Source organism: Chitinophaga varians, from assembly GCF_012641275.1.
In the GTDB taxonomy this organism is placed as follows: Bacteria; Bacteroidota; Bacteroidia; order Chitinophagales; family Chitinophagaceae; genus Chitinophaga; species Chitinophaga varians_A.
Genome location: NZ_JABAIA010000003.1, coordinates 643,465 through 656,218 on the forward strand (window position 1 = coordinate 643,465; position 12,754 = coordinate 656,218).

The following is a 12,754-nucleotide window of genomic DNA, read 5'->3' on the forward strand; positions in this document are numbered from 1 at the left end:
TATGGGGGCTGGTGCCTGCGGGCATCAGTCCCTTTTCTTTTTAAAGTACCCGCGGAACAGGAAGTTGTGCCGCACGGCTTCCAGGTCTTCTTTGAGTTTGATGCTGGAAGAATCAAGGTTATTGAGCGTGTTGCGTAAATGTTCAGCGGTAGCTTTGTCGTTCAACAGTACCCCGGTTACGTGTTGCGGGTTGTTCAACGCTTCGCTGGCCTTTTTCAGGTTTTGGGAGAACAGTACCAATGTGTCCATGGTCGCTTTGAGTTGAGCGATGCTTTCACTGATGTTTTCATAACTGGTCGTATCGTCCAGGAGGCTGTTGACCAGCGTGCCGGACCGGTTAAGCCGGGAAGAGAAAGCCGAGAGGTCGCCCATTACTTTGCTGCTGCCTGCGTGTACCTTTGCCATAGCCCCTCGGGCGTCCTGGAGTGTGTATTGCAGGTTGCTGGCCATAGTGGAGTCGTTCAACAATGCTGTGAGCGTACCTTTGCCTGTCAGTATCCGCTGACTGACAGTTTTCAGGTTTTGAGTGATTTGCACCAGGCTTTTACTGGCGGAGTCCAGTACGTCCATCATATCGCCGGCGCCTGCGATGCTTGACAGGTAGCCGTTGTCGGCGATGAGCGGCGCTGAGGCGGAGCCGCCGGAGATCATAATGATCTTGTTGCCAATCAGCCCGTCAGTGCCCAGTTTGGTATGGGAATCCCGGCGGATATGTTTTCTGGCTTTTGTTTCGATGCTCATAGTGACCAACACCCGGCCATCATCCGTAATATCGATACTTTTGATGATACCTATCTTGACGCCGGCAAACCACACGTTGTCGCCCACCTTCAGGCCGTTGACATCGGTCATTACTGTTTTGGCCGGGAATTTTCGCTCAAACGACTTATGTTGCTCTCCTAACATCAATATGGCGGTGGCCAGTATGGCGACTGCCAGTACTGAAAAGATGCTTACAATAAGCAGCTGCCTGTTTTTGCCCGCTTTCATGTGTCAACGATGAAATTGTAATCGTAGAATTTTTTAGCTTCTGCATCGCCACTTTGAAACACCTCTTCAAACGAACCTTCCACACAGAATTTACCGTCTGAAATCAGGGCCACTCTGTCGCCTGTGCTTTTGGCACAGGTGAGGTCATGGGTGATGATCACTGCGCTGGTGCGGTATGTCTGCTGCACCTCGTTGATCAGGGTATTGATATCACCGGAGGTCACGGGGTCCAGCCCTGCGGTTGGTTCGTCGTATAACATAATATCCGGGTGCAGGATCAGGGTACGGGCAATGCCGACCCTCTTCTTTTGCCCGCCGGACAGTTCCGCCGGCATCTTGTCAATGGACTGTTCCAGTCCTACATTCTTTAATACCTCCCGGATAGCGGCGTCCCTTTCTTCATGGGTGAGATGAGCACTGTTTCTGACCAGCGGGAATTCCAGGTTTTCCCGTACGGTCATACTGTCGTATAGTGCGCTGCCCTGGTAGAGGAATCCTATTTTCAGCCGCAGTTGTTGTAAGGCCCCTGGCGACAACTGGTCTATCTCCTCGCCGGCCACGCGGATAGTACCGCTATCGGGCTTCAACAGCCCTGCGATGAGTTTGATCAGCACGGATTTCCCGCTGCCCGAACGGCCCAGTACCACTACGTTTTCCCCTTTGTAAAGATCGAGGTCCATCCCTGTCAGCACATCGATGGTGTCAAAAGATTTATACAGTCCCCGTATACGGATGACGGCGTTTTGTTTATCAATATTGGCCGGTGGTTTTCTCATGACTGGTAACTTTAAGAGGGCCTGAATTGATTCACGATCTGAACGATGATCATTTCTTCAATAAAGATGAGAAACATGGAAATGACCACCGCCACGTTGGCGGCCTTGCCTACGCCCTGGGTGCCTTTGGCCGCGTTATATCCCTGGTAACAACCGGTGATGCTGATCGTAAAACCATATACCACTGATTTGATAAGAGACGCAGTGATGTCGAGAAAAGAGATGCTGGAAAAACCATGCTGAAAGAATGCCGCGAAACTGGTGTCTTCGTGCTGGTGTACATTGAGATAGGAGCCCAGCAGCCCGACAAACGCCATATAACACACCAGTAGGGGGTTCATGAGCGTAGTGGCCACCACGCGGCTGACCACCAGGAATTTAAAGGGGTTGGTGGCAGAAACCTCCATGGCTTCAATTTGTTCCGTTACTTTCATGGAGCCCAGTTCCGCGCCAATGTTGGAGCCTACTTTCCCGGCAACGATCAGGGAGGTGATCAGCGGCGCCAATGCCCGGACGATAGCGATGGAAATGAGTCCCGGCAGCCACGAGGTGGCGCCAAATTCCGCCAGGGACGGCCGCGACTGGTTCGTGAATACCATCCCGGTGATAAACCCCGTCAGCGATACAAGCGCAAAGGATTTATAACCAACGTTGTAACATTGTTTGACCGTTTCCCTGAACTCGTAAGGGGGCCGGAAAACTTCTGCAAAGAACCGGAGTATAAACCGGCAGACGTTGTATACATCCATCAACACCGTGATGTGTAACTTATTGTATAATGTATACTTGTGTGGGGCCGGGGACCGCATATATACATATTTTACCACAAAGCTAACTGCTTGCCATGCCCTGCCCAATGATCAGAATCAAACCGGAGGCTGACAACTGTCAGCATTTGCCCGGCGGGTTCTTTCTACCTTTTCACCACTAAAATGTGGTATATGAAAATGAAAACAATCATCGTGGCAACTGACTTTTCACAGGTAGCCCGGAACGCGGCTTTTTATGCGGCAGACATGGCCAAAGCACTGGGTAAACAGGTAGTGTTGCTGCACGTGTATACGTTGCCGGTATCCCCTGCTGAGGTGCCGCTGGCCTTCGATCCGGACAGGATACTGCAGGATGTCCAGGAAGAGATGAACAAACTGAAGCAACAGCTGATGGAAAGAACGGAAGAAAAGGTACCTGTTGAAGTAGTGGTGAAAATGGGGACCTTTTATACCGAGTTGCAGACACTCTGTGAACGGATGGAGCCTTATGCCGTTATCATGGGCAGCCAGGGCACTACCGCCACAGAAAGGCTTTTCCTGGGAGGGCATACCGCCTATGCCATGCGCCATTTACAATGGCCGTTAATAACGGTTCCGCCTGAACGTAGTTTTGAAGGCATTAAAAAAATTGGCCTGGCATGCGATTTTAATGACGTGGAAGAAACAGTCCCTGTGCAACGTATAGAGCAGTTTGCAGGGGATTTTCATGCGGAATTACATGTGCTTAACGTGGAAAACAAGCGGGACGCCACACCGGCAGTAGTGCGCCAGTCAAATGTATTACATGATATATTGCAGTCTATGGCACCTCATTACCACTACAGCGTACACCCTAAAACCGACGAAGGTATTATGGAAGCAGCCAAAGAACTGGAGCTGGATTTGTTGGTTGTATTACCGAAGCAGCATGACCTGTTGCACAGTTTAATGCATAAAAGCCATACCCGGCACCTGACAATGCATTGCCCTGTGCCGTTGATGGCGTTACAACAATAGATTCAATAACGGGTGACCAATGCGATATGCTGGTGTTCACGCAAGGTGTCCTTATCAGCAAAAAGCACATCTCCGTTTTTAAGGAGCACTGTTTTAATAATATCATCCACCGCATCTGCTATGGTGCGGTGGGCGAGTTTGGGCGCCTTCAGATAGAATTTCCCCGCTTTGTCCCCGATAAAACCGGCACAGGCGTAATCTTTTTCCACCAGTAATTTCAGCCCTTTGCCATCCTGTGCAGCGCGCCATACATTCTTGATGCCATCGATCATGTGTTTGGGCCAGGTTTTCTCTACCAGTTGAGACACACTGTCTGCCTCTTTCTGGTCGATCCATCTTTTGACAACTCCCCAGCACTTATCTGCCAGTTTTTTTAATCCTGTATGTGCATAATTACCAGGGACCTCTCCGATAAGATGTTGTTTGTGTTCCGTTACTTCCCGGAACAAGGCGCAGTCTTTTTCCGGGCCGGCTATTATTAAAAGCCTTTCGTTAAGCAGCCCTTTTAAACGCCGGTCAGCTTCCCGGTAGAAGTCCCTGAGGCGAATGGCCTGTAATGCGGACTTGTCTTTTTCAAAGCTTTTGGTGCCTTCATATCCGCCATGCGAAGTGAGCTGTGCCGGCTTCGCATATTCGTAGTCATTTTTAAACTGCAGGGGGAACACGCTGTCAGATACGGCCTGCAGCTCGTTTAGCCTGCCCATGTAACATTCTGCCGTCTTTCCGTTGATATGTAACAGGACATACCCTGAAGCATAATGTTCCAGGTATAACAGTTCACGTATACAAAAGGAATCACTGAGATGAATTTTTTCTTCTACCGGAAAAGGAAACAGGAACTGCCGGGCGCCACTGGCAGACACATAAATGCCGAGGCCTGCCGCATCGGTATGATAATTTTTTTCAAACAGCGTATACTGTTCTTCTAAGGCTGACTTTAACTGTGCCGCCTGCGCCGGATAAGTATTTTCAATATACTCTTCCGCTTTCTTCACAACCTTTTTTATCTGGGTGGTCACCGCTTTTCTGCTCTGTGATGAACCGTTTTGAAGCGGGATGATCAGTGACAGGCAGGGTGGTATTGCGTGAGCCTGCATTGCAGATAGTTTCTCGGATAACATGATACAAAGTTTTACGTTGATGAGATCTTTAAGGCATATCGGCCTCTTTATCAAAAGTAGCAAGAAGCACCGCCTGTAATGATGATACAGATCATGGACGGATTTGATACCTGTCATTGATGAAGACCCGCCTTTGCTGTAATTTGTCATACAGCAAATACGAATGCACTTGCCTTGTCGCACTTCGACAGCATGCAACGGGAGTGACGATTGCACGCAGAGGCGGGTGTAAAAAGGAAGCAATCCTTAATACCTGTTCGTGGCGGGTGATATTACAGTTTAGAAACAAAGAGCGAAAAAATTCCCCGAAATCATTAGCTTTGATGGACAAAGGGCCGGTATGTCCGCTGCAAGCTTCACCTGTGACCGGCCCGGTGAAGTGTTAACCATTGCAGCCTGATTGTTCAAAGAATGCAGCTAATACATCCATGAAGCAAAGTGAAAAAATTACGAAAGCTTATTTCGCTTTTTTAGATAAACACATCGCTGAAGTGATCAGTGGCGAGGCGCCGGAGTTCCTGGAACTTAATCAGATTGCTTCCGCGCTGTTTGTGTCCCATGCTCATTTGACGGCCACCATTCAGCAAACCATGGGACATCACCCCTGTCATTTTTATGATCAGAAGATTGTGGATGCTGCCCGGAAAATGCTGGCCGAAACAGATAAGCCGGTAGCGGAGATAGCGAATGTGTTAACCTACGATCCTTCTAATTTCTCGAAGTTTTTTAAGAAGATGACCGGGCAAACGCCAGGGCAGTACCGCGAATCTGTACGATAGACGCCGCTTTTCCAAAATTCCTGAAAGTTCACCATGCCGGGGGATAAGATTTGTTGACCTTTATCCCATCGTTAAACATTCTTTAAAAAAGTAATCATGGGAAGAAACGATTTAAAAGGAAAAGTTGTGCTCATTGCAGGTGGGGCAAAGAACCTGGGTGGTCTGCTGAGCAGGGAGATCGCAAAAAAAGGGGCTAAAATAATCATCCATTTCAACAGTGCCTCTACCAAAGCGGACGCAGATAAAACACTGGAAGATATTCAGGCTGCCGGTGGGGAAGCCGTCCTGTTCCAGGCAGATCTCACCAAAGTGGAAAATATCCGCAGCCTCTTTCAGGAAGCCCGCAAACAATGGGGCGGTATTGATATCGCCATCAATACAGTGGGCAAGGTATTAAAGAAACCATTCTCCGATACTACGGAAGCGGAGTATGACAGCATGTTTGATATCAACTCCAAAGTGGCTTATTTCTTTATACAGGAAGCAGGCAAACAACTGAATGACAACGGTAAAATCTGTACTATCGTAACCTCTTTGCTGGCAGCATATACAGGTCTGTATTCCACTTATGCAGGTGGTAAAGCACCGGTGGAACACTATACCCGCGCCGCCTCCAAAGAATATGGCGGCCGTGGTATTTCGGTGACGGCCGTAGCGCCCGGCCCCATGGACACGCCTTTTTTCTATGGACAGGAAACAGATGATGCGGTGGCTTACCACAAATCCGCTTCAGCGTTGGGCGGACTGACGAAGATCGAAGACATCGCGCCGCTGGTGGAGTTCCTCGTCACTGATGGCTGGTGGATCACCGGGCAAACGATATTTGCCAACGGTGGGTATACAACAAGATAGTGTAATGGTCATCCACAGTATAAAAAAATCCCGCTTTGCCACTGGGCGAAGCGGGATTCGTTTATTCGTGACCGTTTGCTTATTTTTTTGTCAGCGCGGACATAGGAGAGGTGGCCGCCGCGTACACCTGTTTGCCGCTTTTGTAGGTAGATAACACGTTTACACTGTATCGAAGTGTCTCCGGTTTTACCTTGACCGGGTCATGGCTTAATACCACGATGTCTGCCCTGTAGCCATTCAACAGTTTTCCTTTGGTGGAATCTTCTCCCCATTGATAGGCTGCTTCCGTGGTGATGGCTTTTAAGGCGTCATATACAGATACGTGCTGATCATAACCGAGCAATACGCTGTCCAGCGTGCGGCGGTTGACGGCTGCATGTATGGCTGTCAGCAGATCGGGCGGTGTGATCGGTGAATCTGTGTGGATAGTGTAGTGCAGCCCTCTTTTTTTAGCATCGCCCAACGGCGCAATACGGTCCGCACGGGGAGATCCAAGCACCTGGCTGAGATACCAGTCGCCCCACAGATACACATGCGTAGGGAAGAAGCTCTCCATAACAGGGCCTGCCAGCGCTTTCATGACGTCTATCTGTTCCGGACGGGTGATCTGTGAGTGAATGATCACACAAGGCGTTTGGAGGCTGTCCAGGTCCTTTTTGGCTTTTAATGTCTGGAAGATGCTGAGCACCATGTCGATGGCAGAGTCACCATTACAATGTACATGTACCGGCATTTTCAGGTTTTTAGTCACACTGTCTATTTTGCGCAGTGCATCTGCATAACGATAGATAGGCTGACCTTTGTAGGTAACGTCTTGTCCTACAGGCGGCTTTTTGTAAGGCTGGGACAGATAGGCGTCTTTGCCTTGCGGTGAACCATCGAAGGTGAATTTGACAGCCCCTATTTTAAAATGGTTTTGGTAATTTGGATAGTAAGCTGCCAGTTCGCCCAGGTTGCTGTTCTGATCATAGTCCGGCAACACGATGAAGTCTCCGGTCAGTTTATTTGCTTTGCTGGCGCCCAGGATAAGCTGCACAGTGCTGGCGTCCGCCCTGCCTTCGCAGATAGTGGTGATGCCGTATTTGAACCATTCTTTTTCTGCCTGTAGCAACCGGGATACGGCACTGTCCAGCATGATCTTTTTGGCGGCATCTGTTGTGGCGCCGGCGGTAGCTGATCCCATACCTATTTCAATGGCCCTGACATTGGCATTTTCCGTGAGTAAACCGGTGACAACGCCCTTCTCCTTGGCAATCACGCCGCCAGCTATGGAGTCGGAGGATGTCTGGTTGGTGATGCCCATCATAGACAGCAGTTTGGTATTGGCAACGCCCATATGCCCGCTCACATGCATGATGTAAATGGGATGGGTGGTGGAAATACGGTCAAGCAGATATCGGGTGGGCTGTAGATTGCCTTTTAACTTCGAATCGTCATAGTTATTGCCCATCACCACGGTAGTGAGGTCGTTCTCCCTGAGATTTTTGCTGTTGAAATAGGTTTTCATGACAGATTCAAGAGTTAACGTATCATTGACATTCCCATAGGGGCGGGCGGAGAGATCGGCCAGTGGGAGCGTCATGGCAAAGAGCCCGACGTGCGCGTGCGCGTCAATGAAGGCCGGCATGATCAGCGCGGAATCGCCGTACTCAATCACTTTGGTATGGCCTTCTTTGAAATGTTTGGCCTTTGCTTCGTCGAAACTGCCAACAAAAATGATAGTACTGTCACGGATGGCAACGCATTCTTCCAGTTTAGCGGAGTCTTTTTCGTTCATGGTGCGCACGTGGCCTTTGAGAATTTCGTCGGCGATCTGTGTGTTGTCCTGACAACGGGAAAAGATCAATAGGGTCAATAATGATAGTAAGAGGTGTAAGGGTGTTTTTTTCATGGTTGGTTATTTTGCCTGCAGGTTAAACAGCACAGGGATAAATTTGTTCGCATCTCCCCGAAAAATATTTAATATTGGGCCTAAAATCGGGGTCATGGCGGTTTCTATTGAAACGTTACAAAATCTGTTACAACAATTGAATACAGTGCCGGCGACAGATATGGCGCCTTTGTTTGCCGCTACGCGGCAGGTGAAACTGGATGCGGGAGAAACGTATATCCGTGAAGGTGATACTGCCAGGAAACTGGCTTATCTTGAAAAAGGCATTATCCGTGCGTATGCGGTGAGGAATAACGGGGACGAAGCTACGTTGTTTCTCCGCTGGGAGGGACAGTTTATCGCGTCACATGATACGATCATTCGTCAACGGCCGTCCCGCTTTATTTACCGGGCGCTGGAAGATACCGTAGTGGTGGAGATAGACTACGAACAGCTGGACGGGGTATTGCGGGAAAATCCCCGCCTGGAACCGTTGCGAAGTCATTTTCTGCAGCTTATGCTGGCGGAAGCGCTGGATTCCATAGAATCTTTTGTGACGCTGTCGCCGGAAGAACGTTACCTGCAATTACTGGACAGCCGTGGTGGTATCGTGAACCGCGTGCCCGATAAATATATTGCCTCGATGCTGGGCGTTACGCCCGTTTCGTTGAGCCGCATCCGGAAGAGAATACACAGCCGGGGCAAACAATAGCACCGGAAATTAACCTTTGTTAACGTCATTTCTTATCCTTTGTTAACCGATGAATACCGGTGTGGCGGCTAATTTTGGGTCGTATTTCATTCAAAAACGACCTGGAAAAATGCAAATATTGACAGAAGCACTGGCCCGTATTTTCAGTCTCTCCGCACTGCGCTATTTTTTGATGGCAGGCATCCCTTTTACTATTTTCTATTTGATATATCCTGCGAGCTTTAAAAAGCAGAAAATCCAACGGAAGGAGGCTTCCCGAAAGGACTTTTTCCGGGAGATATGGCATTCCATGCAGACCACCCTCGTGTTCACCGTTATCTCGGTGGTGCTGCTGTTTACTCCGGCCCGCCAGTTTACACAGTTGTACCGGCATATCGATGATTATCCCCTGTGGTACATGGGCGTGAGCCTGGTGCTGAGCCTGGTGGTACATGATACCTATTTTTATTGGATGCACCGGCTGTTGCACCATCCGAAACTTTTTAAGGCCACCCATCTGGTGCATCATAAAAGCACTAACCCTTCACCATGGACGTCCTACAGTTTCCATCTGCTGGAGGCTGTTGCAGAGGGAGGCGTACTGGTGGTGCTGGTTGGTATCATGCCCATTCACCCGCTGACAGTACTGTTATTTACCATTACCGGATTTATGATCAATGTGTACGGCCACCTGGGTTATGAGATCATGCCCCGCTGGTTCCGTCACAGCTGGTTGTTTCAGCTGCTCAATAGCTCCGTTCACCACAACCTGCACCATAGCCGTTTTAAAGGTAATTACGGCCTGTATTTCCGCATATGGGACCGGTTAATGGGCACGGAGCATCCGGACTATGTGAAGGAGTTTGACCGTATCCAGGCGCAGCGATTCGGGCAGCGGCCGGTTGTCAGCGAAAGTAAAAGTCCAGTCCCTGTAATGGATTGTTAGGGAAGTATGGGTGCTGGTCATGCAGCTCTGTGGCGAAGCGGAGAATAGAAAGGGTGCGTTCGCGGTCTGCTGCCGGAAGGGTGGCATACAGGGCCGTCGCTTTATGTCTCCACTGCTGCAGTGCAGACATACTGTAATCCCTGATACGCCGATCGGAGTCAATAGTCCCCAGCATCAGATCAGCTGCTACTTTCCATCCACCTATACGGGAAAAAAAACGTAACATGGAAAGTTTAAGTTCTGCAGTTCCGTTCAGATAATGTTCCCTTGCCAGCTGAAGTACTTTGTCATTTGCCCCGTTGGCGAGATGATCTAAAATGGTCCGGCGCATTCCCGGTGCGGGATGGTCCATGTGTTCAATACAATAATCATAACATAACGAATCGTTCAGTTTTTTAAGCGCGGAAAAAGCTGCTTTTGCTACCCTGAGGATGTTATGTTGCAGGAAGGGTGTTATTCTACCTGCATGATGGCGGGCATTCATCTCCGCCATTCCACTCAGTGAACCGACCAGTTGCTGCTGCTGTTGCAGCCCGTCCAAATAAATAGCGACGAAGTCAATATCCGCGCCCGCAAGATAATACCGGGCGAATTCCCTGACACCGGCAGCAGGATCGGCCACAAAGGGTATCAAAGAAAAACCAGGATCTTGTTGGTGTAATTTTCGAAGTACGGCCAGGCGGATGTGCGGGGACTTGTCTTTCAGCAATCCGGAGATATCTTCAGGCAGGAGGAGGGCCATGTGGGTTACCGCCACCTGTCTTACTAAAGGACAACGGTCGGCCATAAACATCAACAGTTCATTCCTGTGGGCATTACTTTCGGCCAAATGACGGGCCAGGAGCAGCCGGTGCTTAACCGGCAAACGGCGAAACAGATCTACCGATACACTCCGGGCGCGGCCGGTAAGATAATCCAGGATGATGCTCCGTATGCCTGTAAGATCAGCTCTTTCTACCTGCTGTAACTCCTCCAGTGCCGGCAGGCACATGATAAATGCCTTTGCCCTGCCTGGGTGGAGATAAGCAATGACGGCCGTTTCAGCCGCCTGGCGGACGGGTTTTGCCCAGTCGGCCAGGCGGTGAAGCAGAAAGGGGAGTGCTTCGTCATTCACCATTTCTCCCAATTTCCGGACCGCTTTTTCCCGGACATAACCGTTGCAGTTGAGAGAACAGATCATCAACAGGTAAGTAAGCCTGGACCGATCAAAAGTCACCTCGAAGAAATCAATATCCGACACGCTTATTTCACAATCGTTTAATGTCTGATATAACGGTCGTGGTGCTGTATTTTGCCTGAATAAATAAATAATGGCATCACAAATAACCGTTCTTACCGGTACGTTATGTGAAAGCTGCAATACCTTCAGAAGGTGGTAAATCAGCGAGGTGTAGCCCTGCGCTTGTATCTGTTCCAGTGCATGCAGCCTGGCAGCAGTGTTATGGGAATGTTGAAGCGTCTGTATATGTGGCCAGAAATCCATTGTTATCGTTAGGGTTAAACCCCGCGAAGATATTATTTATTCCCCGGAATGCCGCGCAGGACTTCCCCTTCATTGGGCACCCTTATTCTCTTTTGTAATTTTTCTTTCGCTACATATTGACGAAGCTCAGCTTTCGTAAGGCTGCAATGGTTGATGGCGTCCATATGCACGGCCACTACGGTAGTGGCGGGCAACAGCTGCGTGATGGCTTTCAGTTCGCCGGTGGTCAGCGTCATGGTGATGCCGGGCGCCAGCACCGGGTTTTCACGGGTGAAGTGGCATTCGCCGCTGTTGGCGATCACGATGGGAGGGCGGGTGGCAGCGAGGGAGGCCTTCAGCCGGTCGTCCAGGATGGCATCGCCGGTGATGAATACAGCGTCGGTGCCGCTTTGCAGATACCAGGAAGAAGAGATGCCGAAAGGCGGTTCTCCGTTGGCGCCAGGGTAGTGGCTGGACAGGTAGCGGTGAAATGAAATACCCTGCCAGGTCATGGTGCTGTCAATGACCTGTGTATGGGTAAAGCCTTTTTCTTTCAGTTTGGCGTCATCTCCAGGCTGACAGAAGATGAGCATGTCTTTGGGCACATATTTCTCGGCTGCCATATCAAAATGATCGGGATGATAGTGGGTGAGCAGAATGGCATCCACGTTTTTCAGTACGCTGTCGCGATGAAAAGGCAGCCCGATCGTGGGGTTCTTCCTCTCATTGGAAAAGAAAATGGGTGGCTCTGTGCCTTCATCGGCCAGTACCGGGTCTATGAGCAGATGCTGCTGATGCATCGTGATCTTAACGGTAGCCTGCCGGATGAGTTGGATTTGTAACGGTTGTGCGATACTACTTACTGTCAGGGCGCTGATACAGGCAAGTATCAGTGGGATTACTTTTTTCATATGGTGCTGTTTTATTTGATGGCGTCAAAAGTATACCTTTATACCCTGCTGGATAAGTAGGCACTTTTCCGTTCCTTACTTACTTTTTGGTAGGTTTTGTGAAGCATCGCCGGCAGGCGCAAACAAATTTTTTTAAAAAAATATGAGAGACCCAAGATTACACTGTCCGCTGACGTTGGCAGTGAAGGCCATTAGCGGCAAATGGAAATTATATATACTCAGCATGTTGTCTGACGGTACGCCCAAACGGTATGGTGAACTGCTGAAAAGTACCTGCGAGAATCTCACGGAAAAAATGCTCACCAGTCAGTTGCGTGAGCTGGAAAAAGACGGTATCATCACACGTAAAGTATATCCGGAAGTACCGCCAAGGGTGGAGTATATGCTGACCGAATCGGGAAGAAAGCTGTGTACTATTTTTGAGCCGTTGTATGAATGGGGCGTAGACTATATGAAAACACATCATCACGATCAGTTCGCGTGGCTGGAACTGGGCCGTAAAAAACTTGCCTGATACTGTTCAGGAGTAGTATACGATTGCAGGCCGAGAGGCCTGCAAAAAAAATTCTTTTTTTCTGTTCCTTTTTGTT

The 12,754-nt window shown here is 49.4% G+C and carries 13 protein-coding genes; 6 read left to right on the forward strand and 7 right to left on the reverse strand.

From position 1 onward, the window contains the following. Positions 1 to 24: 24 nt before the first annotated feature. From HGH92_RS25595 to HGH92_RS25605, 3 genes are read right to left on the reverse strand one after another with little or no spacing between them, the layout of a single operon-like run. Positions 25 to 990 (reverse strand): MlaD family protein, encoded by a 966-nt coding sequence (locus HGH92_RS25595; protein WP_168873653.1) that lies wholly within the window; start codon positions 988 to 990, stop codon positions 25 to 27. Further along, positions 987 to 1,766 carry an ABC transporter ATP-binding protein gene (locus HGH92_RS25600; protein ID WP_168873654.1) on the reverse strand — a complete coding sequence of 260 codons (780 nt, stop codon included), beginning with the start codon at positions 1,764 to 1,766 and terminating at the stop codon, positions 987 to 989. The genes HGH92_RS25595 and HGH92_RS25600 overlap by 4 nt, the downstream gene beginning before the upstream one ends. Positions 1,767 to 1,777: 11 nt before the next feature. Then, positions 1,778 to 2,515, reverse strand: a complete 738-nt coding sequence (locus HGH92_RS25605) for an MlaE family ABC transporter permease (protein ID WP_247655050.1) — start codon at positions 2,513 to 2,515, stop codon at positions 1,778 to 1,780. 192 nt (positions 2,516 to 2,707) lie between these two features. On the opposite strand from HGH92_RS25605, the gene HGH92_RS25610 reads away from it, so the two are divergent. Continuing rightward, complete coding sequence (locus HGH92_RS25610) at positions 2,708 to 3,532, forward strand: universal stress protein (RefSeq protein WP_168873656.1); 825 nt, start codon at positions 2,708 to 2,710, stop codon at positions 3,530 to 3,532. 2 nt (positions 3,533 to 3,534) lie between these two features. Here HGH92_RS25610 and HGH92_RS25615 read toward each other — a convergent pair whose 3' ends face one another. Continuing rightward, positions 3,535 to 4,629: a hypothetical protein gene (locus HGH92_RS25615; RefSeq protein ID WP_168873657.1), complete on the reverse strand. Its 1,095-nt coding sequence runs from the start codon at positions 4,627 to 4,629 to the stop codon at positions 3,535 to 3,537. Between the two features lie 452 nt (positions 4,630 to 5,081). Here HGH92_RS25615 and HGH92_RS25620 point away from each other — a divergent pair, with 452 nt between their 5' ends. Together HGH92_RS25620 and HGH92_RS25625 are read left to right on the forward strand one after the other, a co-directional pair. Continuing rightward, a complete protein-coding gene (locus HGH92_RS25620) occupies positions 5,082 to 5,432 on the forward strand; it encodes a helix-turn-helix domain-containing protein (RefSeq protein ID WP_168873658.1) in 351 nt (116 codons plus the stop codon). Positions 5,433 to 5,528: 96 nt separating this feature from the next. Then, positions 5,529 to 6,284, forward strand: coding sequence for an SDR family oxidoreductase (locus tag HGH92_RS25625; RefSeq protein WP_168873659.1), 756 nt, complete (start codon positions 5,529 to 5,531; stop codon positions 6,282 to 6,284). Between the two features lie 79 nt (positions 6,285 to 6,363). On the opposite strand, the gene HGH92_RS25630 is transcribed toward HGH92_RS25625, so the two are convergent. Continuing rightward, positions 6,364 to 8,175 (reverse strand): amidohydrolase, encoded by a 1,812-nt coding sequence (locus HGH92_RS25630; protein WP_168873660.1) that lies wholly within the window; start codon positions 8,173 to 8,175, stop codon positions 6,364 to 6,366. A 94-nt stretch (positions 8,176 to 8,269) separates the two neighbouring features. Between HGH92_RS25630 and HGH92_RS25635 the strand changes: the two genes are divergently transcribed. Together HGH92_RS25635 and HGH92_RS25640 are read left to right on the forward strand one after the other, a co-directional pair. Beyond that, entirely contained in the window at positions 8,270 to 8,866 is a 597-nt protein-coding gene (locus HGH92_RS25635) for a Crp/Fnr family transcriptional regulator (protein WP_168873661.1), read from the forward strand. Positions 8,867 to 8,975: 109 nt separating this feature from the next. Next, the gene (locus tag HGH92_RS25640; protein WP_168873662.1) at positions 8,976 to 9,791 is read left to right on the forward strand and encodes a sterol desaturase family protein; all 816 of its coding nucleotides are present in this window, start codon (positions 8,976 to 8,978) and stop codon (positions 9,789 to 9,791) included. Here the strand turns inward: HGH92_RS25640 and HGH92_RS25645 are convergent. Further along, positions 9,751 to 11,274, reverse strand: a complete 1,524-nt coding sequence (locus HGH92_RS25645; RefSeq protein ID WP_168873663.1) for a hypothetical protein — start codon at positions 11,272 to 11,274, stop codon at positions 9,751 to 9,753. The two genes, HGH92_RS25640 and HGH92_RS25645, sit on opposite strands and share 41 nt — an antisense overlap. A 32-nt stretch (positions 11,275 to 11,306) precedes the next feature. Then, positions 11,307 to 12,164, reverse strand: coding sequence for an MBL fold metallo-hydrolase (locus HGH92_RS25650; protein ID WP_168873664.1), 858 nt, complete (start codon positions 12,162 to 12,164; stop codon positions 11,307 to 11,309). A 142-nt stretch (positions 12,165 to 12,306) separates the two neighbouring features. Here HGH92_RS25650 and HGH92_RS25655 point away from each other — a divergent pair, with 142 nt between their 5' ends. Continuing rightward, positions 12,307 to 12,678, forward strand: a complete 372-nt coding sequence (locus HGH92_RS25655; protein ID WP_168873665.1) for a winged helix-turn-helix transcriptional regulator — start codon at positions 12,307 to 12,309, stop codon at positions 12,676 to 12,678. Positions 12,679 to 12,754 lie beyond the last annotated feature (76 nt).